The following is a 26,943-nucleotide window of genomic DNA, read 5'->3' on the forward strand; positions in this document are numbered from 1 at the left end:
CCTTAGCCGCCGTATTTTATTAAAAACTTACTTCGAAACGAATACTAGCGGTTCTTGGTGAGCTTAATGTTTGATTGTTAAAACCAGCTGGTTCAAGAGCAACGTATTGTTCATCAAGTAGATTCTCGATTAGTGCATAAACGCCATAATTATCCCATTGATAACCAACTCGCGTATTTACTAACCAGTAGGCTTCATTTCGTGGATCAATAAAAATGCTGTCACTTGTTTCTTTGGGAATAGACAAGCGTTGTGAGCTTCCTGTATAGCTTGCATTGATATTTGCAACGAAACCTTGCTCGTTAAAGTAATCTAAGCCAACAAGTGCAGTCCACTCTGGTGCCCCAGCGAAAGGACGGCCTTGGTAATCTTCCTCTGAGCCATTGACATCAGTAACAAACTCATCAATTTTGGTTTTTGAATAACCTAACCCGCCATAAAGGCTAAGGTTATTTGTAAGTTCATAACTAATTTCTGTTTCAAAGCCTTGAACGTGTGATTTACCGACATTACGAGTTTCTCTATCGTATTGATTACCTGATAGATAAACCGCAATTTGTTGGTCGGTCCAATCAAGGTAGAAAATATTGGCGTTGACTACTAACTTTTCATTTAACCAGACTGAGCGAAATGCAAGCTCATAATTCCATGTATACTCAGGATCAAAAGTAAATGGTGTTGCTTTTGCTACATTGGTACCGACACCGCCTGAGCGATAGCCTTTTTGTACTGTGAAGCTTGTAGAAACATCTTGATTGAAGCGGTATGTTGCGCCCAGCTTTGGTAGCCATGAGTCAAAATCAGCATTCTCTACAGGTTCATCCCCTGATGCGCCATCTGCCATTGCAAAAAGCTGCTGGTTAATACCAGCTACCAATTGGGCAAGCATAGGGTTGGTTGCGAAATCTTCTGGGTTTGGCAGTACAGCTTGAGTTTGCTCTGTGATATGGATGTCTGCAATTGTACCGTTGGCTTGCTCTTCTTTGTCGTAACGAAGTCCGGCAAATATATCCCAGTTGTCGTTAACTTCATAAGTAAAATCAGCAAACAATGCTTTAGTTTTTACTCTTTGAATGTAATCAGAGTTTTGGCCAATAAAAACAGGATCTGCTGCGGCATAAAATTGCAGTACTTGATCAGCTAATGCTGCAGGTAAACCTAGACCTCCGAATTCAGCCGGTGCAGTTAATAATGAACGCACACCTAAATCTGCAAATGTAATGCCTCGCTCACCACCACTACTATCAAAAACATCAAGATCTGAATAATAGAAGCCAATCAAACCCGAAAGTTTATCGTCATCATAAGTAAATCGTAGCTCTTGTGTTTTTGTTTCGTCTTTTCTTACATCTGTTAGAGTCGATTTAGGTGGATTCATACTCGCATCACCATCCCACTCATACCCATAGGCAGCGTCAGAGTAAGTAGTGATAGAAGCAAATGACCATTGATCATTTAGATCGTAATCAAAGTTTAAAATGTATAAGTCAGTATCTGTCCATTCATAAGTCGGCGAATCTAAGTATACGTACCTATCTTTGTAGATATCATTAATAGGGTAGTCTTGATGACCACTTTCAACCATAACCCAGTCGATACCTTTGTCATTTTCGCTATGCATAAAACTAAATTGTGCTTCCAATTCAGGTAATGCAGAAGGTGTATAACGCAGCTTCGCACGATAAAATTCGTTGTTATCAAAGTCAGACTCTTTGCCTGTTGTAACATTGGTATTGTAGCCATCAAAGTCGCGTTTTTCACCGCTAACACGAAATGCTAACTCGTCTTCAATTAAGCTGCCACCAAAAGCAACAGCGGCCTCTTGTGTTCCATACTCGCCAACCCCTAAGCGGCCTTTAAAATCAAACTCATGCATAGCATCACGGGTTTTCATTACCACTGCGCCTGCTAAAGAATTACGTCCTTGTAAAGTTGATTGCGGACCTCGTAATATCTCGACTTGGCTAATATCCCATGTTGAGAAGCCGCCCTGTTGCATCATTCGATATGGAACAGGGGCGCCATCAATATAAACACTAGCCAGTCCTCCAGAGCCGCCGCCAGTGACATTAAATGCATCGATTCCACGAATATTAAACCCAGCACCATCGGTGCCTGATGTATTAGGTGTCCGCGCCAATACATCGTAAAAATCATTTAAGTTTTCACGTTCTACTGTTTGACTCGTTATCACGGCAACACTCGCTGGTGTTTCTTGTAAAGTTCGGTCTATTTTTTGCCCTTTAACAACAATTTTTTCAATGTCAGCGTCATCAGCTAAAGCTGTTTGCGCACATAATGAGAGGGTTAAAAAGCTCGCTATGGCTGCAGCTATCTTTGTTTTTCTTACGATAAGCATTCTGGTTCCGTTATTTGTGCGGTAATGAGAATTGTTTGTATTATACAAATAAGTTTCATTATTAACAATTTTAAATAGCTTGTAAGATAAATTTAAACTTGTGGATTAAATAAAATGAAAAAGGCGCATCATGCGCCCTTAAATAAAGATAGGTGGAGAGTTTATTTGTCGTTTTGTTGGGTTGACATTGAGCTGCCTACTGAGGCAGTTATTACTAATAAAATAGCGAGCCACTGCCACACGCTTAAAAACTCAGAGAGAATTATAAAGCCAGCCAGTGCTGCAATCGCGGGCTCTAGGCTCATCATAATGCTAAAGCCTTGCGCTGGCATATTACGTAGTGCCACCATTTCTAAGGTATAGGGCAGTGCACTCGACATGACTGCCACTAAAATACCGAGCGGTAAAACTTCCCAACTCAATAGTGCAACCCCTTGAGAAGCAGCACCATAAGGCACAAGTACAATAGCGGCGACGCTCATACCCATAGCAACGGTCATTCCGCCTGAGCCTTGGTTTCCGGTCTTTTTGCCAAACAATATATAAAACGCCCAACACGCTCCCGCCGCAAGGGCTAAAATAACACCTACAGGGTCAAGGCTGTCTTCGCCTTTCATATCTGGGAGCAATAAAATTATGCCAGCAATGGCGCAGGCTACCCAAAATAGGTCGCGTTTTTTACGTGACGAAAGAAGAGCAACCGCAAGGGGGCCAGTAAACTCTAGCGCAACACCTATCCCTAAAGGAATACGTTCAATCGCGTAATAAAACAGAATATTCATGCCACCTAAACTTAAGCCATAAACGATGATTGGCATGCGTTGCCCCAAAGGTGGAAATGCGCGCCAAGGTTTAAACACAAGGCACAAAATAGCAGCTGAAAAACCTAAGCGCAGTGCTGTGGTACCTTCAGGGCCAATTAAAGGGAATAATTGCTTTGCAACAGAGGCTCCAGATTGAATGGTAACCATTGCGAGAAGCACGCAAATAACAGCAATAAAAAACGGTGGAATGGTGCGCTGCATCACTGTCCTTATGAAAGTTAATAGCTCAAGTTTGCGGCGATTCTACTGATGTTTTATTGGAGAAGAAATGTTTTTCGTTAAACGGACTCAGATTTTCGATAAAGCAAAATTATGGGTATCAAATCGCTTTGATACCCATACTCAGAATGCTTAAACTCGACTTGCTTGTTCAAAGGCTGGCATGATGGTTTGCGTGGCCTGTTTTTGATGCTGGCGTTTGGCCATTTTAAAGAAAATAGCAGCAAATATAGCAGCGACAATGTCGACCATATAACTTGAGTAAAAGAGAGGGTTAACGTCACTTGAGGCAAGTTTTAAAAGTGTAGATAACACCATTAACGTACACAGGCCCGCTAGCATGTAAAAGCCAGCAGTGGTTGCCTTTTGTACAGGCTTTAAGAAGCTATATATTACAAAAGCAAAAAAAGCTGCGTAATAACTGTATAGGGTGGCGTAGTTTGTGTTGCTCACAATAGTAGGTAGCCATTTGGCAGCAACGAGTGTAAAAGCGACGGCTATCATTGACCCTAAACAAACGCCAATGGTGAGCCTTGCCATAAACAAGGTACTGCGTTTATTGGGATCTTTTTTGAAGCGTTTGTCTATCCACAGTAGATTACCCGAATAGAATAAGAAGGCACCTAGTAACCCCATAATGAAGTAGCCCCAACGACCCCAATCTCCACCATAGGTGCCAAAATGGAGTGAGAAAATACTGGCAACCATGTTACCCCACACTGCATCTTCGCCTTGCGGGTAGCTTGAGTTAACCACTTCTAGTGTGTAAGGGTTCATAAATAAGTAATCGGTATCCGGGCCGCGTACTACCGCATTATTATTACTCATCATAAACACCGCAGAAGGTGATGCTGAATTTAAATTACTATAGCGAATGTGGATTGGCTCATAGCCGGGGGCATAGTTTTTCGCTGCGAGTACTTGCTCATCAATACGTGGTAAGTTTTCAATATGAAAACTTTGCGCGGCAGGTGTAGGGCGCTGAAACAATGGCTTACCATCATAAAATTGCGCTAAACCACCATAAATAAAATCATGAAACGCAAACACCACCACAGTAAATGCAATGACTAAGTGAAATGGTAAACTGGCGATACCGATAAGGTTATGGCTATCGAGCCAAAATCGACTAGGCCCTTTTTCTTTACGCAGTGCAAAAAAGGTTTTAACTAATGTCGGCAGTAATATAATTACCCCTGAGACCAAAGCTAAAAAGTACAAAATACAGGCAATGCCAAGAATATACACACCAGATTGGTCATGGCCAATTTCACCAATAAAGCCTGCTGTACGGTGTAAATAATCAACTAAATCGGCAAGTTCGTTTTCGGTTTGTGCGCTGACGTTTAAACTGCCATCAGCATTTAGGTGGGCGAAGTTAAGTTGTTTATCAAGCTCCATGCCTCGGGCATTGCCTTTGATATACCACGAAAGAGGTGCATCTTGGGTATGTAAATCAAGGTTAAAGCCTTTAGCAAGTTGCTCGCCTCGCTCATTAATCGCAGTATCTACCAGTGTTTGGTAGTCATAATTAGAGCTGGTGATTTTAGGAGCTTGTATAGGTGCTGCCCATTGCTGGATTTCATGCTTGAACATGGTCAAACTGCCCGCATAAAAACCAATAAACAGCACTAAACCTGCAATAATGCCTGTCCATGTATGTACACCTTGATAGGTGCGAAGAATATCCGATCTTACTTTCATGATGCACTCCTTAGCATAAAAAACACGCCATAAAGCAGCACAGTTAAGCTGCCAAGGACAAGCCAAGCCTGCTTTGCTGAGTTGAACAAATAACTAAAACTAAAAATGGTTAGCCAAACAGGCGTGATCATCCACATGTTAAATTGCACTTTATCGCGAGCATCAATGCCTCCTGGGCCATACCAAGCAAAAAAAGCAACGAAAATAAATGAGAGTGCCAGCCCTAAAAATGCACCTGCTAGGGTTTTTCCTAACCAAGTCGGCTGGCGTTTAGATGAGCTTGTCATGAATTATCCTTTTCTTTGCAGCAGGCTAGTAAAAGGGATCAGCATCAACATTAGCATGATGCTAAAGATGATGAAGAAAACGGTTGCCGTGGTTGAAAACTGTTGAAGGGCAAGTATTAGTGCGCAAACGGTTAACGTAATTGAAAGTAATCGCCATTGTTTTTTAATTGGTTTTTTTAAGAATCGCTGCTGCTTTCTGGTGCAGTAGAAAATACTGACAGCGAAAACGACCAGCAGGGTAACGGTAAAAATGAGCATAAGATTATAGTTGTAGTTGGTGTTAAATGTCATTGTAAATGATAACTAAACTCAATTGCAATATCATTAAGCTTGTGTTAATTTCCTAGCGCTTTTTTATCAAACTTAATTTGTTTAATTCTAATAATCTCTTACGGGGAAAGGACATTGGCTACTGCATTTAAACTTAATTCACTCACCAAAGTTATGCTTGCATCATTACTTGTTGCACAGGGCTCAGCATGGGCTGATGACGACCAAAGCAGTCGAAAATCCATGGATACCATTGTTGTTACAGGTGAAAAAACAGAGAAGTCACTTAAAGAGACCATGTCGTCAGTGGCGGTTGTTGATAAGTCTTTACTAGAAAACGGTCAACTTGCTTCGATATCTGAAGCGCTGTCAGAAATGGCGAACGTCGTTGTGTTAACGGGCTCTGTACCAGATATGCGAGGTGTGTCAGGTAATGGTGGTGCAACGGGTTTCAACTCATTTAGTGGTGGCTCTAAGGCTCGTGTTTCAACCTTGATTGATGGTGTTAGCCAACCATTTGTAGCCGATTTAACCGGTGATACGGGTCTGTGGGATGTAGAACAAATTGAAGTTTACCGAGGGCCGCAATCAACCAGCAATGGTCGTAACAGTATTGCGGGGGCTGTCTACATGACAACCAAAGCACCAACTCAAGAATTTGAAGGGGCAGTGCGTGTCGGTTATCGCAACCAAGATAGTTACCTAGATACTGCCGCAGTGGTATCAGGGGCGTTAGTTGAAGATGTATTAGCATTTCGTTTATCAACTCAGTATGTTGATGGCGAAACGTTTTCAAACCCATCGGTATACGAAACAAACCCAACTGATCGTGAATTAAACAAGTTAAATACCAGCAGCACACGCGCTAAATTACTTTACACACCAAGCGAAGATCTTGCTGTACAGCTAACTTATTCAACTTACAGTGAAGAAGGTAATTCGGGTCGTAAATACTTTTTAGCGGATGAGCCATTTGATTATGAGCCGCTATATCAACGTATTATGGATACTGAATCTGATACCACGCAAGTGAATGTTGATTACAAGATCAACGATGATTTCTCGTTAGATGTTTTAGTTGCTTACATGGATTACAAATGGGGCTTTGAAGCATACGAGCCACTTGAAAGCGCAGAATCTGATGTATCAATGGATGAGAGTAACATCACGGTAGATACCAAACTTAACTTTGGTTTAAGCAATGATTTTTACTCAGGCTTTATTGGTCTTGCTTATTTTGACCGCGACCAAGACTTTGAAAGTGTGGGAGCAACAAACTATTACGGCGACGATAGCAGTAAATCGACCGCAGTTTATGGTGAAACAAGCTTTAACCTAAGCCGCGAATTAACATTAACAGCGGGCCTGCGTATTGAGCGTGAAGAACAATTACGTAATTTCAATATGGCATTTCGTGGTGATATGCTCGTAGAGCAACTTGATAATTCACACACACTACGTTTACCAAAGCTCGCGATTCAATATGATATTAGTGACGAAACGACGTTATTTGCCAGTGCGCGTCGTGGCTACAACGCGGGTGGTGGCGCACTCGATTTTACCGCTGAAGATTATTACTACTACGATGAAGAAACTGTTAATACCTATGAAATTGGTTCGCGCAGCGTTTTAAATAATGGCGATATGAATATTAGTGCTAATGTGTTTTACAATAACTTCAACGGTTATCAAGCGCTTAGCTCAGCACGTAAAATCACTAATATTGAAGATGCTCATAGCTATGGTTTAGAAGTTGAAGCCTACAGCATGTTGGGCGATCAGTGGCAGTTACATGGCGGTTTCGGTTTATTGAAAACTAAAATTGATGAATCATCAGCCTTTCCTGATGCCGTTGGCAATGATTTAAATTCTGCACCGGAGTTAACGGCGAGTTTAGGTCTGTCGCATTGGTTTACCGATAGTCTAAAAGTGAATTTAAGTGCCAATTATGTTGATGAGTTTTATGGCGACTTAACAAACACAGAAGAGCGTGTTGCGGGTGATTACACTATTACGCGTTTATCGATGACTTATGATACTGAACAATGGTTGATAAGTGCCTTCATCAACAATGCCTTAGATGAAGAAGCATACACCTCACAAGAACCTGTCAGTGGTCGTTACCCACAAGGCTACGTGGCTGTGGTTAACCCGCAAACTATCGGTGCATCTGTAACTTACCGATTTTAAACTAATCGCTAGTCGCTGAGCTGGATCAGCGACTAGCTTAATTTAAAGCGATTAATTTGCCCGTTTAAATTATTCGCCAAGTTAGCCAGCTTACTCGATGAGTCCGAAATGCTTTGCGTTTGTTGCTGCGACTTTCGACTGGTATCTTGTACTTCGTTTAAGCGCTGGGCGATTTCTTCTGTCACTTGAGATTGCTGCTCAGATGCAGAAGCTATGGTCATGTTTGCATCAGAAATGGCTTTTGCTTGTACGCTAATTTCATCGAGCATATGGCCCACTTTTTCTGAGTTTATCACTGCCTCTTTAATTTGATTATCGCTAGAGCGTATCCTCTGCGTCACAGCATTGGTTGCAGATTGTAATGAGTCAATTTTATCTTGGATCTCAAGAGTAGAGCTTTGCGTTCGACTAGCCAAAGTTCTTACCTCATCAGCAACAACGGCAAAACCTCGGCCTTGTTCACCTGCTCTCGCAGCTTCGATTGCGGCATTCAGTGCCAATAAATTAGTTTGTTCGGCTATATTACTTATAACACTTAAAATAACCGTGACTTCATTTACAGAGGACTCGAGTTGGTTAAGGTCTGTTAGTGATTTGGTGAGTGTATCGGCCACTGATTCAACAGAGCTAACTCCTTGTTGTACAACCTGTAGACCTTCTTGGGTTTTCTGATTAGCTGCGGTGGCACTGCTTGCCGCTTCTGCACAGTTTTGAGAGACTTCTTTAACGGCCGTTGAGTTTTCATAGACTGAGCTTGAAATCACCTCAATCGCTTGGCTTTGAATATCATTTAGCGTTTTAGCTTGCTGTGAAATTTCGTCGAGGCTTTTTGCAGCCACTTGCGCTTGCTCTGATTGATCATGTATTTCTTTAAGAAGCTGAGACAGCTTATCAACCATGATATTAAAGCTGCTCGCAAGCTGGCCTATTTCGTCATCAGCTTTATGATCAATATAACAAGATAGATCCCCTTCAGAGATACGCTTAGCTTCATCAATTAAGGCATGAGTTGCTTTAATCACTTTTTTCTCTAATTGCCAGTAACACAATATCAAGGTAGCAATAATAGTCAGGACTAAAGCTGTGCTAATTAAACTTAGGGTGACAACACGGTCGTGATTGCTTTTAACTTCTGCAGCACTTTTTTCCTCGATTGAACTTAAAAATGCTTTTACGGGTTGCTGAATTTTCTCAACTTCGGCCATGTAAGCATCATTGGTTAAAAGTTCGATAGCTTGTACCCACCTTTTATGCTCACTGACGGTTAAGTTATTTGTATCACGGCCAAGTAAATCACTGACTAAGCTAAATGCTTTTTCTTCTGTTTCAACTAATTTGAGTGATAAGTCGTTGGATTTTTGCAACAGGGCTAAATCATCAGCAGCCACATTAAATGCTCTTAAACGCTGTTCATAACTTTTCTTTTCGCCATTTAGCCAAACAGCTTTTCCTTGAATTTGATCAACAAGTTGATGGTATTCAACTTTATAGCGAGGATCTAAAGTTACCACGTGTTGACGAGCTAGTTCTGTAAGGTGAATCGAGTTTGAAGATGAAAACTTGGCAAGATGACTTAGTTCATAACGTTGTTGAGCCGACTCCATACTTTCATCTTGGCCTGATTGCAAAAACAAAATAATGAGGAGAAGTCCGGCAGCTAGGGCAATGGTTGCTGCGAAAACCGCTCTGAGTAAAAAGCGAATAGTCAAAATATTACCCTTCTCATTGAAAGTAAATATTATTAACCATAGTACAAAAATCTAATTTCGATAAAAATTACGAGTAAGTTAATTAGAAGACATCATTTAAGCTTGTAATTAAGGGTGCTAAAAATAACAAGGGCAGTGTCAACTACCCTTGAATAATACATTTATTGGTCTGCGGGGTACACAACGCCAAGTTGACTTCGTGCTTCATCAAGCACTGCCATGACTTGTTTTGACAGTGTATGAGTATTAACTGAAGACTCAATTTGTCCGGCATTCGCTGCTTGAATAAAGTGGCTTACTTCATGGCGCATAAAGTGTTCATCAAATGGCTCAGATAGCTCTTCAACCGTGCCATCATTACCGATAAATTGCATACGCTTTAATAAAGAGACTGCTTCGATACGAATACGGCCTTTTTCACCTTGGATCTCAGTAAAATTATCGCCTTGCGAGATTTTAGAATAGCTGATCACCGCTTGCTTATCAGCGTAATTTAATAATACATCGCCAGCTCCATCAACGCCGGTTTCAAGTAACACGCCGCTTGCTTTTACACTCTGAGGCGCGCCCCATAATCCGAGTAAAATATACAGCGGATAGATACCTAAATCGACTAATGCACCGTTAGCAAATTCTGGCAAGAAAGTATTTGGCCGCTCGCCATTTTTATATTTATCGTAACGTGATGAGTACTGACTATATTGACCAATATATTTGCGGGGTGTGCCAATTTTTTCGATGGCATTTTTTAAGCGTGCGAAGTTTGGTAAATGGGTGGTCATCATCGCTTCCATGTATAAGCGTTGATGTGTTTTTGCCGCCTGAATGATAGCCTCTAGTTCTTTACTGTTAGCAGCCGAAGGCTTTTCACCTAAAACATGTTTACCGGCTTTTAAACACATTACAGCATAGTCTTTGTGTAAGCTATTTGGTGCGGCGATGTAGACGGCATCGACTAATGGGTCTTGGCATACTTGCTCAATATTGGTAAACACTTTTGCGTCTATAGCGTCGTGCTTTGCAAGGAAAGCCTCGCCTGTTTGCTGCTCTCGAGAGCACACACCGTATAAGGAGAATTGTTCAATTTGTTTAGCTGCACTCAGTAGTGTATCGCTTATAAAATTGGTACCTACAATCACAAAGTTCATGGTTACTCCTCGCTGTTTTGTACAAGCCATGCTTGCCAATCCTGTTCAAACTTTTCCATTTGTTTATGTTTTTTGCTTAACAAATGTTTGTCTTCATCTTCTTGTGCCATATAAGGGCCTACTCGGCATAATGCACAGTGTTTATCACCTAAATAAGCGGGTAAAGTCAGCTTTTCAGTAATGCTATTGTCAGTTTTTTCGCTAAATACATAGGTAATGCCACTGGTGTCTTTAACGTGTTTATCGCGATCAACATTGCGAATTTTATAGCCTGGGAATAAGTTAATATCGAATGGCATTTGGCCAAGATATTGGCAAGTCAGCCCTTGATTTAAGCTGCCTTCAATATTCCATTCGCGGTATGGTTTTACATCTTTAGAGGTGATGAAGCAGAGCATCGGGCCGTTTTTATCTAATGCGAACTGGCTTGCGTAGTCTAGGTAGCGATGCAACAAAGCACGGTTTAAAACATTCATACCACCTTGTTGGGTATTTGCTTTAAATGCAGCTTCACCTTTAAACGCTGGTATAAGTGGAAATTGAAAAATAACCACATCGAAACAAGTGCCATCTAAGCGCTGCCACGACTCAGGATTTGTTACATCAAACTCGGTTAGTGTTTCAATGTTAAGTTGTTGCAAGGCGCTAAGGGCATTGTCGGCATATTTTTGTTCTATGATGTTTGCATCATCATAAGTTGAAGCAACAAGCTTGGCAGGTTTTATATAACGAGCAATAGAGTGCGAAAATGATAAATCACCATCGCCAACCGTTAATATGCGCCAACTAGGGTCTAAAAACATGTTGCTATTTGCCTTGTTCTGGCGTTGTTTCTTGCGCGATTTCAGGGCAAAGGGCTAAGCGAGTTTTAAGCCCTTCAATGGCTATTTGCTTAAAGATTAAGTTAAAACTAATCAATACGGCAATAACGATATGAATAGGACCATGGGTAAACCCCGCGTCTGTGTCAAAAAGCATTAAGCCGAATAACAAGAACATGGTAGCTAAAAATATTTCAATCAACTGATTTGAATATAGCTTTAAATTGCCTTGGTTTTTATGATCTTTTTTAATGTGAATCGCACAAAAAAACGGGATCACTTTTATTTTAAAGTGAGCGTTTTTTTCTACGTAATTTTCGCCAAGGTGGTCTAGTTTAGCGCGCAGTTGATCTATCATAGCAAGTCCTTAAAAAACTGAGCCGCGGATGTTACCGCAAACGTAAGAAAAGGGCTACTCAGGATAGATACTCATGCCAATTACAAATATGTGGCATACAAATACCACAGACGTTAAAACAAAACGCATTTTTTGATAATCAACGTGATAGGTTTGCCACTGCGGTGAGCTTTTTTCAAATAACAGTACTAACCAAAAACTTGCTGCTAGCCAAGCCAGTGTCCAAGTTGCTGGTAAAAAGCTTAAAAAGCCAATCGGTAAGATAGGAATAATCGCTTTAATAGCATCAGCATGCGTTTGCTGACCTGCATGCCATAAATTGCCAGCCATAAAGGCTAAAATAGCGATGCTATAAAAAGTGAAAAAGTCTAAATTGACGGCATTACTTCCTGCAATAAGTGGCCAACCTACGCAGCCTAAAAATGGTAGTAAACCTAAGTAACCAAGTTGAATGTGATTAATAAACTTTTCCATAATGACCTTTAAACCGCTTAAATTAAAAAGCATACCTAACGGTATGCTTTATTTAATAACTATTTTATACCAGTTAGGCGGCTAAAACGATCGCTTTATTATTGGCGTAATTCTCGACGTAGAATTTTGCCAACCGTTGATTTAGGCAATTGTTCCATAAAAATGATTGATTTAGGCACTTTGTAAGCACTCAAGTTTTCGCGGCAATAGTCACTCACCTGTTGCTCATCAATCTGCTCTTTTAAAGTAATGTAGGCACAGACACGCTCACCGGTTTTTTCATCTTTTGCACCAATAACGGCTGCTTCACAGATAGCTGGGTGCTGACAAAGTACGTTTTCAACTTCGTTAGGGTACACGTTAAAGCCAGAAACAATAATCATGTCTTTTAAACGGTCTACAATTTTGTAATTACCGCTTGGAAGCTTCAGACCCACATCACCGGTTTTGAAAAAACCTCGCTTCATACATTTGTCGGTTTCGTCTTGGCGTTGCCAGTAACCCATCATCACCTGCGGGCCTTTAACAACAATTTCGCCAGACTCACCGTCAGCAACAGGCTCGTCGTTTTCATCCCAAATTTCCACAGTGGTGTTTGAGAGTGAGCGGCCAATGCTACCAATTTCTTCTTTTTTAAAGTCGTTTAACGTTGCAACAGGCGAGGTTTCTGATAAACCATAGCCTTCTGTGATTGTACAACCTGTGGTGGTCATCCACGCATCAGCTGCAGCATGTGTTAAAGCTGCGCCCCCTGACACGGTCATTTTTAGGTTTGAAAAATTCAGTGCTTTAAACCCTGGGTGCATACACAAGCCAATAAATAAGGTGTTAATACCTGAAAAGTAATTAATTTCAAATGGTTCGATTTGCTTAACTAACGCATCTAAATCACGAGGGTTTGGGATCAGAACGTTAAATTGCCCCATGGCAAATAGGCCAACCATATTCACCGTAAAGGCGTAAATATGATAAAGCGGAAGTGGGCAAATACCCGTTTCTTGACCGGGCTTTAAAATGTCATCAAAGCGCTCATTCATTTGCTCGGCATTGGCTAAAATGTTGCCATGACTAAGCATCGCAGCTTTGGCAACCCCTGTGGTACCGCCGGTGTATTGTAAAACAGCAATATCGTCACGACTTGCTTGATGAGCATCAAGAGGGGCGAGTCTTTCACCTTGGCGAATGAGTTCGTTTAACGAAAATTGACCCTCTTGCAATGTTGGCTCAGCAACAGCCGCTGCAACAATAACGGTTTTGATCGACGTATCATTGATAACCGTTGCTAACTTATCGGTAAGAGCATCAAGAATAACAATGGCTTTCACATTTGCATCATTAAACTGGTGTAGCATTTCACGAGCAGTATAAAGCGGGTTGGTATTGACTACGATTAAACCTGCACGAATTGCTGCATAGGTAACGATAGGGTAATCAACAATATTAGGTAGTTGAATGGCTATTCTGTCTCCAGCAACAAGACCACTTTGTTGTTGAAACCACTGTGCCAAGTAGCGAGACTGTTGTCCAACTTGGGCATAGCTGAGTGTTTTACCTGCACTGTTATAGGCAGGAAGGTCAGCATAAGTTTGACACGTATGCTCTATTAATTGCGTTAGGTTATCATGTGTGTTCATGGGGATTCCTTAGCGTGTTGTTCTTATTAATTGTTGTTTTATGAGGCGATCCATCACAGAACCCATTATCCAATTCGGTAAGTAACGACTCATGATATAGGTTAGTTTAGATTGTAAGCTTAGGATCACCATTAATTTTTGTTTATCCAAGCTGCGCAAAATGTGTTTTGCAGCATAGGCTGGGTTGGCTAAAGCACTGTGCGATTTACTTGCACAAATTAAACTGACTTTTATGTTGTTAGGTTTAAATTTCTTACGTAGTTCTTTGGCTAATATCAAGGCGCTGGGCTGTGGTGTAAATTGAGTGGCATCAATAGACTGTGTGGTCAGTGCTAGGTGGCCGTTCATGCTTAAGTGTGGCGTTATTAGTGTTGCAAAGTGCTGACAAGCAATACTATTTTCTTTACTTAGTTGCACATTGGTACTGCAGCTAAAAATGGCTAAATCTGGTTTGCCTATCGCTGCGATTGCATTATTTACTTGAGTTTGCAGTGCTTCATTATCGCAGATATGCGTAGCAAAATACTCAATGTATTGGTAATCATCAGCAAGCTCACTTAACGATTGTTTTGTTTGTTCGTTGAAATGTACGTCAAATAAAGCGACATCGTCACCACGGCTAATATATTGCTTTGCCAATTCGAACCCAATGCCACTGTTGGCACCGGTAATAAACACTCTTCTTAACATTGCATGACCACTAATTAGCGAAACTAGCTAGTCAATATATATAAATTGTTAACAGAAAACTTAGCTTTAAACGACCCATTTTTAACTTTTTACGCCATTAACTCGAGTGTGTCTTACGATAATCTTTTGGTGGAATGCCATACCAGCGCTTAAAAGCGCGAGTAAATTCGCTGTAATTAGAAAAGCTTAGGATATCTGAGATGTTCGATAAACTGAGGCTAGATTCAGTTAAATATTGATGTGCTAGATTACAGCGTACATCATCGACTAATTCACGAAAGGTAGTGTCATGCTTTGTTAAGTGTCGCTGCAAGCTGCGAGCACTCATTGATAGCTTTTCGGCTATTAGGTTTACGCCAAATTCTTCGTGCAGTAAGTATTGCTTGATCAGCACTTCAACATGGTCTGCAATATTTTCGCGTTTTGTGTCTGCTGGCTGTCCAAGCTGCTGGCTAAGTATAGAAAACAATTGCTTATCTGAGTTCTTAATAGGAAGTTTTAGGTATTTTCTTTCAAATACAATTGCTGTGTGCGCACAGTTAAATACTGGAATTTGCCCTAGCGCTTGGCGATAAACACTTTGGTTTTCATCGCAGCTATGGGGAAGCTCCAAATGAGATAGTTTTATTTGATCATCGGTTAACTGCTTTAATAAATTGACCCCAACGCTTAAGGCTAAGTCGGCACCATGATAAACACTCACCTTTAGGCTAGTGCGAACTAAAAAAGATAGTTTTACATAGTCTTGGTCTACTTCAAGGAGTAAGTCAGCGCTATTTTGGTGAACATGATAGTACTTAGTTAAATTTTTTAGCGCCATTTCAAGGGTGTCGCAATTGCCCATCAAATAACCAACAGACCCTAAAATATTCAAGCTTTGCCAACGGCCTAATTCGAGCCCGAAATAGGGCAGGTTTAATTCTTTCGCCGTGAGTTCTAATAGCTGAATGAGTTGCTGATACTGCACAAAGTTATTGGCATCTTGTAATTGCTTTCTGTCTAAACCAACGCGCGATAATAGTGCGTCAGGGTTCACCAATTTACTTTCGATCAGTTCAATATAGCCGTGTAGAGCAGATACTCTAATAAGATCAGGTGCTTGTGTTAAACGGGGCATAGTGTGCTCTTTTTTAGTGCGTTGGCGTAAAAAGTAAAAAAATTGCGTGAAAAGTAAAGTAATACAGGTCATTAAAGTTTAACAATGTATTAACTATTTGGCCTGCTAGCTGCAATTAAGGCTGTAACGTGCTTAGAGGAACACACAATGAACTACTCAAAAGTTTTTATTAGTGGTGGTAATGGCTTTATTGGCCGCACACTTGCGCGCTACTTTAAGGCGCATGGAGTCGATGTATGCGGCGTTGATTTAACACCCTGTGAAGAATTTAACATTGTTGCAGGTAATTTGAATGAGCCAGCGAGTTGGCGCTCATTAATGAATGACTGCGATTTAGTTATTCATACAGCGGCTATTGTTTCAAATGCGTTTAGCTATAAGCAAACATGGCAGGCGAATGTGGGTTGGACGAAAAACTTACTGGATGCAGCGGTGGCTGTAAACACAGTAAAGCGCTTTATTCATATTTCGTCGACGGCCGTCTATGGCAGTGATTGGCAAACTGATATTAAAGAAGATGCGCCTTTGTTCCCTGATGGCAGAGCCTATAACGATTCGAAAATGATGAGCGAGCATTTATCGCTAAGCTATCACGCCAGTAAAAACTCAATGTCACAATAATTCGCCCGGGCGATGTCTATGGGCCCGGCTCAAGGCCGTGGATAGCTTACCCATTACAAGAAATCGGCAAAGGCATGTTTATGGTACCAGAGGGCATGTTTGGGCCTGTTTATATTGATGATTTAGTCAAAGGTATTTACCAAAGTGCCATGAGTGACGATGCAAGCGGAGAAATTTTTAACCTATCGGGCCCTGAGCAAGTAACTAACCAAGTTTATTTTAATTACTTAGCACAGGCACAAGGGAAAAAGCACGTCACAGTAGTGAATTTGGCTTTGGCGTTAAAGCTAACAAGGTTCATTGAGTGGTGTTATCACCTTGTTGGTAAAACCACAGATATCAATCCGTCGACCATGCGCATGCTAAGTCGTAAAAGTGCAGCGTACAGTAATGAAAAGGCGCAAAACATTTTTGGGTATAAACCAGAATTTACCTTACAGCAAGGTATGCAACATGCATTGCAGTGGGCGTATGAACAAGGGCTATGTAAAGAAGAGCCACGCACAGATACCGCCACAGCAAATTAAAGATAACTAGTTAACTTATTGAAGCAAGTGAAAAGAGGGCACACATATGGCATTACCAGATATTATTAATCATCAAGATTTCTTACTGACTATTCATACTAATGATGAAAAGCTAATTAAAAACGCTTTACCGGGCGTGCACATTTATCCACTCATGCTCGATTCTGAAAATGGGGTATGGGTATTACGTGTTTTATTTGAGCCGGGTACGGTTTTGCCAAAGCACTTTCATACTGGTGTTGTACATTTATATACCTTGGCGGGCAGCTGGCACTACACAGAATACCCAGACGATTTACAAGTGGCTGGTAGCTATTTGTTTGAGCCAGGCGGTTCGATTCATCAATTTCAAGTACCAGCAGACAACACTGAAGTGACCGATACCTTTATGGTTGTTATGGGGTCTAACATTAACTTTGACCCAGATGGAAACTATATGAACATTATGGATGCAGGTTGGATTGAGCAAGTGATGTTAGCAGCCGCAAAAGAGCAAGGAATTGAGCCTAACTACATTAAACCAAAGAGTTTATACGGTTTTAGTAAGTAATTTTATTCCCTGAAGTGAAAGCCCTTGATAACATAAGTGATTGAGGGCTTTGCAGTTTTTACTATTTTGTGTATTTCAATCTAAAAAACAAATCAATTTAATCTAAACAATCAATTTTATTTTAATCGCTCACACCTCTATTGTATTAATCAAGCAGACGCAAGGCTGCGTTAATTAAACATTTTTAAATACATCAATGAGGAATACTATGAGCACTTCATTAATTAACACAAAACTACAACCATTCAATGCAACAGCTTACCACAACGGTGACTTTGTAGAACTAACAGAAAAAGACGTGCTAGGTAAGTGGTCAATCTTCTTCTTCTACCCAGCAGATTTCACTTTCGTATGTCCTACAGAGCTAGGTGATGTTGCTGATTACTACGAGCAACTTCAAGAAATGGGTGTTGAAGTTTACTCAGTATCTACTGACACACACTTCACTCACAAAGCATGGCACGATACGTCTGACACAATTGGTAAAATCAAATTCCCAATGATTGGTGACCCTACAGGTCGTATTACTCGTAACTTCGGTGTGATGATTGAAGACGAAGGTCTTGCTCTTCGTGGTACATTCGTAATGAACCCTGAAGGCGAAATCAAAGTAATCGAAACTCACGACTTAGGTATCGGCCGTAGTGCGAAAGAGTTAGTACGTAAAGTACAAGCTGCACAGTACATTGCTAACCACGATGGTGAAGTATGTCCTGCATCATGGCAGCCAGGTGAAGAGACACTTGCTCCTTCACTAGACCTAGTTGGCAAAATCTAATTTGCCACTGCATTAAACGATAGCAAAGCTTTGCTTTGCTATCTCAATGCAACCTTAATTGCCCATCACAACTCACATTAAGCACATTAGCGGGTGGTGGGCAGTTATATTTAAAATTTTTCTAGATTATTTATTCTGAACTCAAGGGCTAAGCCATGTTAGATACGAATATCAAAAACCAATTAACAAGCCACTTTGCTTCTATTACCAGCCCTGTTGAGCTGCTTATCGCCTTGGATGACAGCAATAAATCAACAGAACTTAAAAACTTAGCAAACGATTTAGCTTCGTTAAGCGACAAATTCTCGGTGCGAGATAACCCTAACCAAGACGTACGTCGTCCATCTATGGTGGTATCTTCACCTATTAACAATACGCAAATCACATTTGCGGGTGTGCCTATGGGCCACGAATTCACCAGTTTGATCCTTGCTCTACTGCATACAGGCGGTCATCCGAGCAAGGCAACAGAGACTGAAATTGAACAAATTAAATCATTGCCTGGGCCGCTTAACTTTGAAGTGTATATTTCATTAAGTTGTCAAACATGTCCGCAAGTAGTGCAAGCACTTAACTTGATGGCGGCACACAATGAAAATATTACGGCTACGATGATTGATGGCGCCTTGTTCCAAGACGAAGTGAACGAGCGTAATGTGTTAGCAGTACCGGCTGTGTACTTAAACGGTGAGTTATTCAGCCAAGGCGCTGTAAACTTGACCGATATTCTAAATAAAGTAGATACCAAAGCGGCTGCACGCCAAGCCGAAGCACTGAACGATAAAGAATTATTCGATGTACTTGTTGTTGGTGGTGGCCCAGCAGGCGCTTCTGCGGCAATTTATTCAGCACGTAAAGGCTTAAATACGGGTGTGGTTGCAGAGCGTTTTGGTGGTCAGGTATCAGATACATTAGCAATTGAAAACTTTATATCAGTTAAAGCGACCGAAGGTCCTAAATTGGTTGCACAACTTGAAGAGCACGTAAAAGAATACGACGTTGATGTAATGCAAAATCAACGTGCGGCATCGCTTACTAAGCAAGATAATTATCAAATTACGCTAGAAAATGGCGCGGTTTTAAATGCTAAATCAGTGGTATTAGCAACCGGAGCACGCTGGCGTGAAATGAATGTGCCAGGGGAGAAAGAGTATCGCGGTCATGGCGTTGCTTACTGTCCTCACTGTGATGGTCCGTTGTTTAAAGGTAAAGCGGTAGCGGTTATCGGCGGTGGTAACTCAGGTATTGAAGCTGCAATTGATCTTGCAAACATAGTTGAGCATGTCACCGTGCTGGAGTTTGCTGATACCTTACGTGCTGATGAAGTGCTTATTCGTAAAGCAAATAGCTTAAACAACATTACGATTATCAAAAACGCGCAAACGACAGAAGTTGTTGGTGATGGTAAACGAGTAACAGGCTTAAGCTATATTGACCGCATCTCTGGCGATGAAAAATCACTTGAGCTTGCCGGTATCTTTGTGCAAATCGGCTTGGTGCCAAACACTGAATGGTTAAAAGATTCAGCGTTATCGCTGACTCGCTTTGGCGAAATCGAAATTGATAGTAAAGGTGCAACATCATTACCGGGTGTATACGCGGCAGGTGATGCAACAACAACGCCGTTTAAGCAAATCATTATTGCCATGGGCAGTGGTGCAACGGCAAGCTTAGGTGCATTTGATTACTTAATTCGCCATAGCGATGAGACTCAAAGCACAGAAGATGCAGCCTAATTAGTTGCATAAACAATGACTCTTGATTAGGCAGCTCACACCCATAGCTGCCGCTTTAAAGCCGCCCTCTCCAAAGGCGGCTTTGTTTTTATTAATCCAGCTACTGATACTGCGCTGCGGTTATAAATTCCTTAAAACTTTCACACCAAATAACCACTGTATTGTAATCACTGACATCAATACCTTGTGGTACAACTAATTTAAAGCCATTGAACGAGCGCACCCCTGCAACACGCTGCATAGTGCCTTTTTGTGCTAAAAAGTCGGCTTCGTTATCAATAAAGTTTCGCGATAGATAAAGTTGATAGTCGGGACCAGGTGATAACGTGCCCTGCATAGAAATAGCATCATTCGTTAGATACACCTTGCCATCACCATAATGTAAGCGATCTGAGCCTTTGAGGTCGGGCTTAAACGTTGCACTAAACTGCGATCGACCTTGGTGCTGCTTCAAAATAGCAATATCGGGTGCTGGTTGTTCAGTTAAAATAGGTAAACTGTACACTCCAGCTATAAAACCCGCAGCAAAAATCGCCAATGTCATAATGATAATTAGCAGCGCTTTTAGCATGCTTACTCCTTATTTTTTAGCGTTATGATGTGACGTTGCTTTAAAGAAAATTGTTTTTCAACATCACCAAAGTATTGCAAATAGAGCTTCTCAAGTTCACCTGATTGCTGCAGTTTTTGCATACCTTGTTCTAGTATATCTCTAATGTGTTGATTTTCTTTGCTTAAGTAAAAGTAATAGTCGCTGGGGTACTGCAACATAATGTTTGGCGCAATGACAAAATTGAACCGTTTTAGTCTATTCAGTTCGGTGCCAATTGCCAGTACTGAGCGTGGAAAGTAATCACCGAGCCCTGTTTCAAGGGCTTTTACCATCCCTGGGTAATCAAGCTCGCCATTAACTGTTAAACCATTGTTTTTCAGTACGCTATAATCAGACCAGCTCTGTTTTTGGAGGCCAACCAAGGGAGTTAATCCTGCAAGGCTTTTAATATCACTAAACTTTTCTTGGTCTTCGTGGCGAATAATAAGCAAACGTTTGCCGTGTAAGCCCTTGTAGAGAGGAATAGTCGTTCTGACTAATGAATCAACTTGCTCGTGAGGTAAAGAAAGCCATGCTAAGGTAATTGTTTTATTATGGCTTAGCTGCTCTACAACACGTTTATTATTCATAGGCTTAATATTGTAAAGCAGTACAACATCCGCACCCATTGCGGCAAAACTTTTGTCGAGAATATCGTGAATATATTGATTTTTCGCCGCATCATTATAGTTAGGTTTAGCAAGCTGAATAACAATTTGTTCATGAGCTAATACTTGTAGACTCGACAGAGCAAATGTCATTAGAAATATCAGTATTGCTCTGTTCATTAATTTAAGTCCTTTTTTGAGCGCACGTTTATACGACTATACTTTGAAAACATGCACCTGTTGTTGTAGACGCGAAGCCAATGAGGCCAATTCTTGGCTGGCTTGTGCATTTTGTTGCGAGCTTTCGCTAACCAGTGAAATGCTACTACTAAATTCATTAATATTACAACTTAGTTCGTTAGCAACAGTGGTTTGCTCATCGGTTGCGGTTGATACTTGGTTGTTCATATCGGCGATAAGTGCCATTTCTTGAGTAATTTCAGTCAGTAATTGTGATGAGCGTTCTGCGTATTCAACACTTTGTTTAGCACTTTCGTCAGCATTACCCATGGCGGTCACTGCTTGCTGCGCCATTGTTTGTAGTTTACTGATCATTTCGTTAATACTGGCTGTGGCTTTTTGCGTGTTGTGTGCAAGCTGCCTTACTTCATCGGCTACTACTGCGAAGCCGCGACCCGACTCACCAGCGCGTGCCGCTTCAATAGCTGCATTTAAAGCGAGTAAATTGGTTTGTTCTGCAACACCTTGGATCATCATTACCACCTGATTGATATCGGTTGATTGTGTATTTAACTCATTGATTAATATTGTATTCGCATTAACGATGTGTGATAGACGGTTTATTGAATCGATATTTTCTTGCACAGACTGCTGACCCAGCTTGGCTGTTTTATCAGTGTGAGTGGCTTTTTCTGATGTTGATAATGCATTTGCAGCAACTTGCTCAATAGCACTACTCATTTGCGTTATGGCAGTAGCAATCATTGCTGATTGATGTTCTTGCTCTGTGGCTGTGCTTGCAACTTGGTCGCTAATTGAGTTCATTTGCTCAGCAGCAGATGAAAGGGTGAGTGTTGCACTGGTTACATCATTTACTAAGGCATGAATGCGCTCCATCATGGCATTAAAGTGATGTGCTGCTTGGGCTATTTCGTCATTACCATAGGTTGTTGCACGCAGACGTAAGTCAGCATTTTCTGAGATAGAGCCTATCGTTTCACTAAGCGATAATAATGGGTTATGGATAGAGCGGTATATAATAAAGGCAATAGCCAATAATAAAATTATTAATACAGTGATAGAGGCAGTCATAGCGATACTGACTTGAGCAAAATCTTTATCTGCGGCGTTTTTAAACTTGTTAGCTTCATTGATTTGTAAGCTTATTAGCCCTTGATAGCTTTCGCTCAGTGGGTCAAACACATCATAAAGACTTTTTACGAACACCTCGTTAGGAATTGCTTTAAGCTGGTTACTTTTAACTTGGTTTAAAAACGTGCTTAGTTCGCTTTCTACTACAGCTAGATTCTTTTCCACGATATTAACTAAGCGCTGCTCTTCTGTGGTTAGTTTGGTCCCTAAGTAGCTTTTCCATTTGCTGTCAGCCACGTCTTTTGCATTTTCAACGGCGGCTAGAAAGTCAGTTTTTGAAATTTGCTCAGCGCGGTATTTATGAAATAAATCAACAATACTAACCGCGTAATTGTCCGATACTGTTTTTATTTGTTCAAGGGGGATGACTCTATCGTCATACAAACTGTCGATGCCTTTTACCATGTTCGACATAATAGACATTGTAAAAATAGAGGTGATCACAAAAACTGTAACCGGTAACAAAGCCAAAACGGCTAATCGCGTACGAACGGTGTAGTTATTTAACATGAGCGTGCAAATTTTTGTAAGGACTTAGTATTAAAGCTAATAGAGAAATGGTTTTAAGCAAGTTTTTGCAATTGTTTTGCTGGCTTTTTCTTGAGATACATATCTATTACGACTTAAAGGTAGCGACAGAGGGCGTTACCTTTCGTTAAGATAGCAAAGCCAGTATTTACACTGGCTTTGTTTTGTTCCTGTTTTTACATTAATGGCCGCGATTGGGCATTTGCCGAGGCATTTGTCTTTGTGTATTACGGCGCATTTGTTGGCGCTGCATACCTTGCTGACGTGCTCTATTTGCCCTATTTAATTGCTGCATACGATTTTGTTGCCTATTTTGAGCGTGCTGGCGTTGCTGTAATGTTTGCTTCGCTTTACTTTTATCTATGCTTTGCAATTTATTTTGCACTTGTTGGCGGTCAATATTTTGTGCCCGATCTTTGATTTGTTGCTGTTTATCGGTAGGTAATGTTTGCCATTTACCTTCAACACGTTGTTGCCATTTATCGGCATCACGCTTGAGCACGTTACCTTTTTGATCAGCGAACACATTGTTTGCTTTATCGCGTTGGCTGATGGCTGTTTTTAAATCGCGTTTCACTTGCTGCTTTGAAGCGAGACGCGATTTACTCTTATCACGTTTATAAATATTATGCCTTGGTTGTTTATTATGGTGGCCAGGTTTATGGCCAACATTAATTTTGTTACCAATATTGATATTGCCATTATTAATAATAACAGGGCCGCGGTAACCACCGCCATACCAGCCATTACAGCAATGATAAGGTCGATAATGGGTTGGCCATCCAACATTCCAATTCATCCCTAGATTTAAAAAACCATTGCTCCAACTTAAGCCAAACGACCAACCCGTCCAGTTGTTATAGCCAATATTGAAACCCCAAGTCGGTGGGCGAGGGTAGTAGTAGCCACCGCCCCAGTATGGTGGGTAATACCAACCTGTACCATACACTGGCACGCCATAATAAGGGTATGACCACATGTAACCTGGGTAATAACCAACATACACCACTTCAGGAGTTGACTCGTATATCTCGACATAAGTGACGTTGTAAACGGGGGAACTTGGAGGAATTTTTGCGATGTCATCTTTTGGAATGCTATCAGCAACTAGCCAAGGGCCTTGTGCGGAGTCTGCCTTAAACCACACTGCATTATCGACTGCATAATATTTGCCTTTAATTTTCAGCACTTGTGCATCGGTATTAATGGCATAAGAAACCTGCGTGCCCGGGATCCGTTCAAATTTAGGTTTGCCATCATAATACACAATTAAACTAGTATCTTTACGGCTAATAGCCGCTGTTTGCGGCACTTTTGCATCTAATACAGCTTCGTCAGCTTCTTCAGTGCCAGCAACTGAAACTCTGAGACCCCCTAAATCTGATTCAGGTGGAATATTGGCAAAGCTTTCGGGTAGTTCATCGCCACGTACAAAGGTCCATGGGCCTGTTTGTTGTTTTGCGCGATACCAGCGTCCAGATAACAAGACATACATGTTATTCGTTTGCATTTCACGTAGCCAAGGGGTTTCAGTGTTAAACACATACATGAGCTCGCCACCGGTTAGGCTTTTCCATTTCGCAGCGCCATCAGTTGCAATAAGCTCTGTAGGTTTAGTTGCTACAACAATGGCTGGTGGTGCACTTAGATCTGAGCTTTGGGTATCTTTAGGAAGCATTTTTACAAGTTCAGCCGGTGGCGACTGAATATACTCATAAGGCCCTTTGGCTTGTTTTGCCTGATACCAAAATTGCCCATCGGTGAGATAACAAAGTTTGCTTTTGCTATCTTTAATCACTGTCATGGCGGTGTTTAAAGCGCGCTCATATTGGCTGTTTTCAATTTTACTAAACTTAGGTTCACCATCAAAACTCAATAATACCGACAGTTGCTCTTTGAAAATAATCGTTGGAGGGTCGGTTTTTAACTGCGTTAAACTTTGTTCTGCTGCTTCTGCACTTTCAAGGCTGGCGGTGAGTTGCGAAAGCGAGGTTTCAAATTGACTGGCTTTTATTGCTTCATTAACGACAGCAGTAAATTTTTGTTCGCCTGCATCTTTTGACTCAGGCCAGCGTACATCGGTGACAGTCATATTGCGAACGGTGACGGTATCGTTTTCGCGATCAGTATCTAATTTAGCTCTAAACCAAAATACGCCAAACACAGCGTCACTACCTGAAACCGAAAATGACATTGCTGCACGGGCTGTTAAAGTATTACCGTTTAGTTTCTCGGGTTGTGGCTGATAAACAATGAGTGTGCCTTGTGATGTTTGCACTTGTTGCGGCCATTCAATAGCCTGGCTATAAAATGAAAATAAACACAGAAAAGAGAGTATTAAAACCCTGCAGGCAATAATAAAAGGTAGGGGGAGTTTCATGGTCAATCCTTGGCTAACATAACTCTTTAAAGTATAGCCAATGACATCGAAAACGCTTAAAAATTGTTCCTGTTTTTAAAGCGTTAGCTTAAGCAACTTGAGTTAAAAAATTTGAGCCCGCATTTAAACCCATTTCATAGCCCGCACTGAGTTTTTCAAATGATTTGGTTGTTCGACCAACTGCAAAGTTGGGTGGCGGTGCAATAATATTAATTTTACAATCGCTTGGTGGGTTGGTAATAAAATCAATGCTTTGATTGTAATTTTTTGCGCGTCTTAAGGTGGCTTCTGCTAATGCAGGGGTGTTTTTATAAAGGCGTTTAACGAACCAAGGCGCTTTTGAAGGCTTTTTCTTATAGCCAAGAGGCTGAGATAAAATAACGGTGATTTCTTTATTACCCATCTCGTATGCTTTACGAATAGGAATAGAATCTGCCACGCCACCATCAGTGAGTTGCAAATTGTTGATAACAGGAAATTCTCGATAAGCAATCGGCAGCGCACATGAGGCTTTTAATTGCTCTTCAAGATGAACCGCATTTGCTTTTAAGTACTCTGGCTGCCCTGTTTGTATATTGGTTGTGACTATATAAAATTCACTGGCTTGTTTTTCGAAGGTGTCGAGATCTAGACGAATATCACGGATGGTTTCTTGCCACAGCCAGTCTAAATCAAACAGGTGGCCACCTTTAATAAAGCGAATAAAATCGATGAACTCTGGTCGGCAAGAGTAATCGGTGATCACTGCATGGTTACGTTTGTATTGGGCGCACAAATAAGCGGCAATGTTAGTGGCTCCGGCAGAAACACCATAGCATTGATTAAAAGGTTGGTAATTAGCTTGAATAAAAGCATCCAGAACGCCAGTGGCAAAAATGCCACGCATTGCACCACCTTCTACAACGAGAGCCTTGTTATTGTTCATTTTCGCAACCTTGCTTGTAACCGTGAGTGCTTCTAACCATAGCAAACACGGTTACAAAACTAAATAGAGTTTTGACTCTAAATAAGGTTTGATTCTTGCTGAGTTATACTGCCTCTACCCAAAGTACGCCAACTTGTTTGTCGGTTACTTTTACTGTGCTACCAGCAGCAATGGGAGACTGACTCTTTAATTGCCATGTAATACCCGAATACTGATGTGTGGTTAACCCTTTATCATCAACATTGGCATTAACGACAAAGGTAAGCTCAGCAAAATCGCTATGTATCGGCTTAGTATCGGTTTTATCCTGCATGCGTTTGAGAGGTTTCCAAAGCACGAGAGCAAAACCAAGAGTAAACACGATATTGCTCCAAAGCGCGGTAGTGTAACTCGTATCAAGTAGACCTATATTCATTAGTAAGCCACTGGCAAATAAAGATAAGCCTAAAAACAGTAATACATAGGTACTCATACCCAGTACAGCAACTTCAACAATTAGCGCGATAACACCTATAATCATCAGTGCTTCGGCTAAATGGGTATCTAAAAATGCCATCAGCCC

General features: G+C 41.1%; 24 protein-coding genes. 6 read left to right on the forward strand and 18 right to left on the reverse strand.

Annotated elements, in window-relative coordinates; translation table 11 throughout:
* Positions 1 to 19 precede the first annotated feature (19 nt).
* The 4 genes from MTF66_RS03300 to MTF66_RS03315 form a co-directional block, all read right to left on the reverse strand.
* A complete protein-coding gene (locus MTF66_RS03300) occupies positions 20 to 2,359 on the reverse strand; it encodes a TonB-dependent receptor (RefSeq protein WP_248526370.1) in 2,340 nt (779 codons plus the stop codon).
* A gap of 161 nt (positions 2,360 to 2,520) precedes the next feature.
* On the reverse strand, positions 2,521 to 3,384 hold the full coding sequence (locus MTF66_RS03305; protein WP_248526371.1) for a DMT family transporter: 864 nt from the start codon (positions 3,382 to 3,384) through the stop codon (positions 2,521 to 2,523).
* A gap of 150 nt (positions 3,385 to 3,534) precedes the next feature.
* Positions 3,535 to 5,106, reverse strand: coding sequence for a PepSY domain-containing protein (locus tag MTF66_RS03310; RefSeq protein ID WP_248526372.1), 1,572 nt, complete (start codon positions 5,104 to 5,106; stop codon positions 3,535 to 3,537).
* Positions 5,103 to 5,393, reverse strand: a complete 291-nt coding sequence (locus MTF66_RS03315; RefSeq protein WP_119853064.1) for a hypothetical protein — start codon at positions 5,391 to 5,393, stop codon at positions 5,103 to 5,105. The genes MTF66_RS03310 and MTF66_RS03315 overlap by 4 nt, the downstream gene beginning before the upstream one ends.
* 444 nt (positions 5,394 to 5,837) lie before the next feature.
* On the opposite strand from MTF66_RS03315, the gene MTF66_RS03320 reads away from it, so the two are divergent.
* The gene (locus MTF66_RS03320; protein ID WP_248526491.1) at positions 5,838 to 7,853 is read left to right on the forward strand and encodes a TonB-dependent receptor; all 2,016 of its coding nucleotides are present in this window, start codon (positions 5,838 to 5,840) and stop codon (positions 7,851 to 7,853) included.
* Between the two features lie 32 nt (positions 7,854 to 7,885).
* Here the strand turns inward: MTF66_RS03320 and MTF66_RS03325 are convergent, their stop codons facing one another.
* The 8 genes from MTF66_RS03325 to MTF66_RS03360 all read right to left on the reverse strand — a co-directional run bounded on the left by MTF66_RS03325 (position 7,886) and on the right by MTF66_RS03360 (position 15,804).
* Positions 7,886 to 9,562, reverse strand: coding sequence for a methyl-accepting chemotaxis protein (locus MTF66_RS03325; protein ID WP_282454008.1), 1,677 nt, complete (start codon positions 9,560 to 9,562; stop codon positions 7,886 to 7,888).
* 161 nt (positions 9,563 to 9,723) lie between these two features.
* Complete coding sequence (locus MTF66_RS03330; protein WP_248526373.1) at positions 9,724 to 10,710, reverse strand: Gfo/Idh/MocA family protein; 987 nt, start codon at positions 10,708 to 10,710, stop codon at positions 9,724 to 9,726.
* A 2-nt stretch (positions 10,711 to 10,712) separates the two neighbouring features.
* Positions 10,713 to 11,513: a class I SAM-dependent methyltransferase gene (locus MTF66_RS03335; RefSeq protein ID WP_248526374.1), complete on the reverse strand. Its 801-nt coding sequence runs from the start codon at positions 11,511 to 11,513 to the stop codon at positions 10,713 to 10,715.
* Positions 11,514 to 11,517: 4 nt separating this feature from the next.
* Positions 11,518 to 11,889, reverse strand: coding sequence for a hypothetical protein (locus MTF66_RS03340; protein ID WP_248526375.1), 372 nt, complete (start codon positions 11,887 to 11,889; stop codon positions 11,518 to 11,520).
* 54 nt (positions 11,890 to 11,943) lie between these two features.
* Positions 11,944 to 12,363 carry a DUF3429 domain-containing protein gene (locus MTF66_RS03345; RefSeq protein WP_130167664.1) on the reverse strand — a complete coding sequence of 140 codons (420 nt, stop codon included), beginning with the start codon at positions 12,361 to 12,363 and terminating at the stop codon, positions 11,944 to 11,946.
* Between the two features lie 98 nt (positions 12,364 to 12,461).
* The gene (locus MTF66_RS03350; RefSeq protein ID WP_248526376.1) at positions 12,462 to 13,997 is read right to left on the reverse strand and encodes an AMP-binding protein; all 1,536 of its coding nucleotides are present in this window, start codon (positions 13,995 to 13,997) and stop codon (positions 12,462 to 12,464) included.
* A gap of 9 nt (positions 13,998 to 14,006) precedes the next feature.
* Complete coding sequence (locus MTF66_RS03355) at positions 14,007 to 14,687, reverse strand: SDR family NAD(P)-dependent oxidoreductase (RefSeq protein WP_248526377.1); 681 nt, start codon at positions 14,685 to 14,687, stop codon at positions 14,007 to 14,009.
* A gap of 97 nt (positions 14,688 to 14,784) precedes the next feature.
* The gene (locus MTF66_RS03360; RefSeq protein WP_248526378.1) at positions 14,785 to 15,804 is read right to left on the reverse strand and encodes an AraC family transcriptional regulator; all 1,020 of its coding nucleotides are present in this window, start codon (positions 15,802 to 15,804) and stop codon (positions 14,785 to 14,787) included.
* A 147-nt stretch (positions 15,805 to 15,951) separates the two neighbouring features.
* Here MTF66_RS03360 and MTF66_RS03365 point away from each other — a divergent pair, with 147 nt between their 5' ends.
* The 5 genes from MTF66_RS03365 to ahpF all read left to right on the forward strand — a co-directional run bounded on the left by MTF66_RS03365 (position 15,952) and on the right by ahpF (position 20,016).
* Positions 15,952 to 16,425, forward strand: a complete 474-nt coding sequence (locus MTF66_RS03365; protein WP_248526379.1) for an NAD(P)-dependent oxidoreductase — start codon at positions 15,952 to 15,954, stop codon at positions 16,423 to 16,425.
* Positions 16,426 to 16,499: 74 nt separating this feature from the next.
* Complete coding sequence (locus MTF66_RS03370) at positions 16,500 to 16,952, forward strand: hypothetical protein (protein WP_248526380.1); 453 nt, start codon at positions 16,500 to 16,502, stop codon at positions 16,950 to 16,952.
* A gap of 46 nt (positions 16,953 to 16,998) precedes the next feature.
* Positions 16,999 to 17,502 carry a 2,4'-dihydroxyacetophenone dioxygenase family protein gene (locus MTF66_RS03375; RefSeq protein WP_054562481.1) on the forward strand — a complete coding sequence of 168 codons (504 nt, stop codon included), beginning with the start codon at positions 16,999 to 17,001 and terminating at the stop codon, positions 17,500 to 17,502.
* 208 nt (positions 17,503 to 17,710) lie between these two features.
* Positions 17,711 to 18,280 carry an alkyl hydroperoxide reductase subunit C gene (ahpC, locus tag MTF66_RS03380; protein WP_054553958.1) on the forward strand — a complete coding sequence of 190 codons (570 nt, stop codon included), beginning with the start codon at positions 17,711 to 17,713 and terminating at the stop codon, positions 18,278 to 18,280.
* Between the two features lie 155 nt (positions 18,281 to 18,435).
* Positions 18,436 to 20,016 (forward strand): alkyl hydroperoxide reductase subunit F, encoded by a 1,581-nt coding sequence (ahpF, locus tag MTF66_RS03385; protein ID WP_058584712.1) that lies wholly within the window; start codon positions 18,436 to 18,438, stop codon positions 20,014 to 20,016.
* A gap of 100 nt (positions 20,017 to 20,116) precedes the next feature.
* Here the strand turns inward: ahpF and MTF66_RS03390 are convergent, their stop codons facing one another.
* The 6 genes from MTF66_RS03390 to MTF66_RS03415 all read right to left on the reverse strand — a co-directional run bounded on the left by MTF66_RS03390 (position 20,117) and on the right by MTF66_RS03415 (position 26,937).
* Entirely contained in the window at positions 20,117 to 20,587 is a 471-nt protein-coding gene (locus MTF66_RS03390) for a DM13 domain-containing protein (RefSeq protein ID WP_248526381.1), read from the reverse strand.
* 2 nt (positions 20,588 to 20,589) lie between these two features.
* On the reverse strand, positions 20,590 to 21,396 hold the full coding sequence (locus MTF66_RS03395; protein WP_248526382.1) for an ABC transporter substrate-binding protein: 807 nt from the start codon (positions 21,394 to 21,396) through the stop codon (positions 20,590 to 20,592).
* A gap of 36 nt (positions 21,397 to 21,432) precedes the next feature.
* Positions 21,433 to 23,058 (reverse strand): methyl-accepting chemotaxis protein, encoded by a 1,626-nt coding sequence (locus tag MTF66_RS03400; RefSeq protein ID WP_248526383.1) that lies wholly within the window; start codon positions 23,056 to 23,058, stop codon positions 21,433 to 21,435.
* A 199-nt stretch (positions 23,059 to 23,257) separates the two neighbouring features.
* Entirely contained in the window at positions 23,258 to 25,456 is a 2,199-nt protein-coding gene (locus MTF66_RS03405; protein WP_248526384.1) for a carbohydrate-binding family V/XII, read from the reverse strand.
* Between the two features lie 88 nt (positions 25,457 to 25,544).
* Positions 25,545 to 26,381: a patatin family protein gene (locus tag MTF66_RS03410; RefSeq protein ID WP_248526385.1), complete on the reverse strand. Its 837-nt coding sequence runs from the start codon at positions 26,379 to 26,381 to the stop codon at positions 25,545 to 25,547.
* 103 nt (positions 26,382 to 26,484) lie between these two features.
* Entirely contained in the window at positions 26,485 to 26,937 is a 453-nt protein-coding gene (locus MTF66_RS03415) for an NfeD family protein (RefSeq protein ID WP_058584718.1), read from the reverse strand.
* Positions 26,938 to 26,943 lie beyond the last annotated feature (6 nt).

Source organism: Pseudoalteromonas sp. 2CM39R (assembly GCF_023161845.1).

What these genes read in the sequence shown, in the direction of transcription:
- MTF66_RS03300 (WP_248526370.1), bottom strand. Translation starts at nt 2,359, where the DNA reads ATGCTTATCGTAAGAAAAACAAAGATAGCTGCAGCCATAGCGAGCTTT.
- MTF66_RS03305 (WP_248526371.1), bottom strand. Translation starts at nt 3,384, where the DNA reads ATGCAGCGCACCATTCCACCGTTTTTTATTGCTGTTATTTGCGTGCTT.
- MTF66_RS03310 (WP_248526372.1), bottom strand. Translation starts at nt 5,106, where the DNA reads ATGAAAGTAAGATCGGATATTCTTCGCACCTATCAAGGTGTACATACA.
- MTF66_RS03315 (WP_119853064.1), bottom strand. Translation starts at nt 5,393, where the DNA reads ATGACAAGCTCATCTAAACGCCAGCCGACTTGGTTAGGAAAAACCCTA.
- MTF66_RS03320 (WP_248526491.1), top strand. Translation starts at nt 5,838, where the DNA reads ATGCTTGCATCATTACTTGTTGCACAGGGCTCAGCATGGGCTGATGAC.
- MTF66_RS03330 (WP_248526373.1), bottom strand. Translation starts at nt 10,710, where the DNA reads ATGAACTTTGTGATTGTAGGTACCAATTTTATAAGCGATACACTACTG.
- MTF66_RS03335 (WP_248526374.1), bottom strand. Translation starts at nt 11,513, where the DNA reads ATGTTTTTAGACCCTAGTTGGCGCATATTAACGGTTGGCGATGGTGAT.
- MTF66_RS03340 (WP_248526375.1), bottom strand. Translation starts at nt 11,889, where the DNA reads ATGATAGATCAACTGCGCGCTAAACTAGACCACCTTGGCGAAAATTAC.
- MTF66_RS03345 (WP_130167664.1), bottom strand. Translation starts at nt 12,363, where the DNA reads ATGGAAAAGTTTATTAATCACATTCAACTTGGTTACTTAGGTTTACTA.
- MTF66_RS03350 (WP_248526376.1), bottom strand. Translation starts at nt 13,997, where the DNA reads ATGAACACACATGATAACCTAACGCAATTAATAGAGCATACGTGTCAA.
- MTF66_RS03355 (WP_248526377.1), bottom strand. Translation starts at nt 14,687, where the DNA reads ATGTTAAGAAGAGTGTTTATTACCGGTGCCAACAGTGGCATTGGGTTC.
- MTF66_RS03360 (WP_248526378.1), bottom strand. Translation starts at nt 15,804, where the DNA reads ATGCCCCGTTTAACACAAGCACCTGATCTTATTAGAGTATCTGCTCTA.
- MTF66_RS03365 (WP_248526379.1), top strand. Translation starts at nt 15,952, where the DNA reads ATGAACTACTCAAAAGTTTTTATTAGTGGTGGTAATGGCTTTATTGGC.
- MTF66_RS03370 (WP_248526380.1), top strand. Translation starts at nt 16,500, where the DNA reads ATGTTTATGGTACCAGAGGGCATGTTTGGGCCTGTTTATATTGATGAT.
- MTF66_RS03375 (WP_054562481.1), top strand. Translation starts at nt 16,999, where the DNA reads ATGGCATTACCAGATATTATTAATCATCAAGATTTCTTACTGACTATT.
- ahpC (WP_054553958.1), top strand. Translation starts at nt 17,711, where the DNA reads ATGAGCACTTCATTAATTAACACAAAACTACAACCATTCAATGCAACA.
- ahpF (WP_058584712.1), top strand. Translation starts at nt 18,436, where the DNA reads ATGTTAGATACGAATATCAAAAACCAATTAACAAGCCACTTTGCTTCT.
- MTF66_RS03390 (WP_248526381.1), bottom strand. Translation starts at nt 20,587, where the DNA reads ATGCTAAAAGCGCTGCTAATTATCATTATGACATTGGCGATTTTTGCT.
- MTF66_RS03395 (WP_248526382.1), bottom strand. Translation starts at nt 21,396, where the DNA reads ATGAACAGAGCAATACTGATATTTCTAATGACATTTGCTCTGTCGAGT.
- MTF66_RS03400 (WP_248526383.1), bottom strand. Translation starts at nt 23,058, where the DNA reads ATGTTAAATAACTACACCGTTCGTACGCGATTAGCCGTTTTGGCTTTG.
- MTF66_RS03405 (WP_248526384.1), bottom strand. Translation starts at nt 25,456, where the DNA reads ATGAAACTCCCCCTACCTTTTATTATTGCCTGCAGGGTTTTAATACTC.
- MTF66_RS03410 (WP_248526385.1), bottom strand. Translation starts at nt 26,381, where the DNA reads ATGAACAATAACAAGGCTCTCGTTGTAGAAGGTGGTGCAATGCGTGGC.
- MTF66_RS03415 (WP_058584718.1), bottom strand. Translation starts at nt 26,937, where the DNA reads ATGGCATTTTTAGATACCCATTTAGCCGAAGCACTGATGATTATAGGT.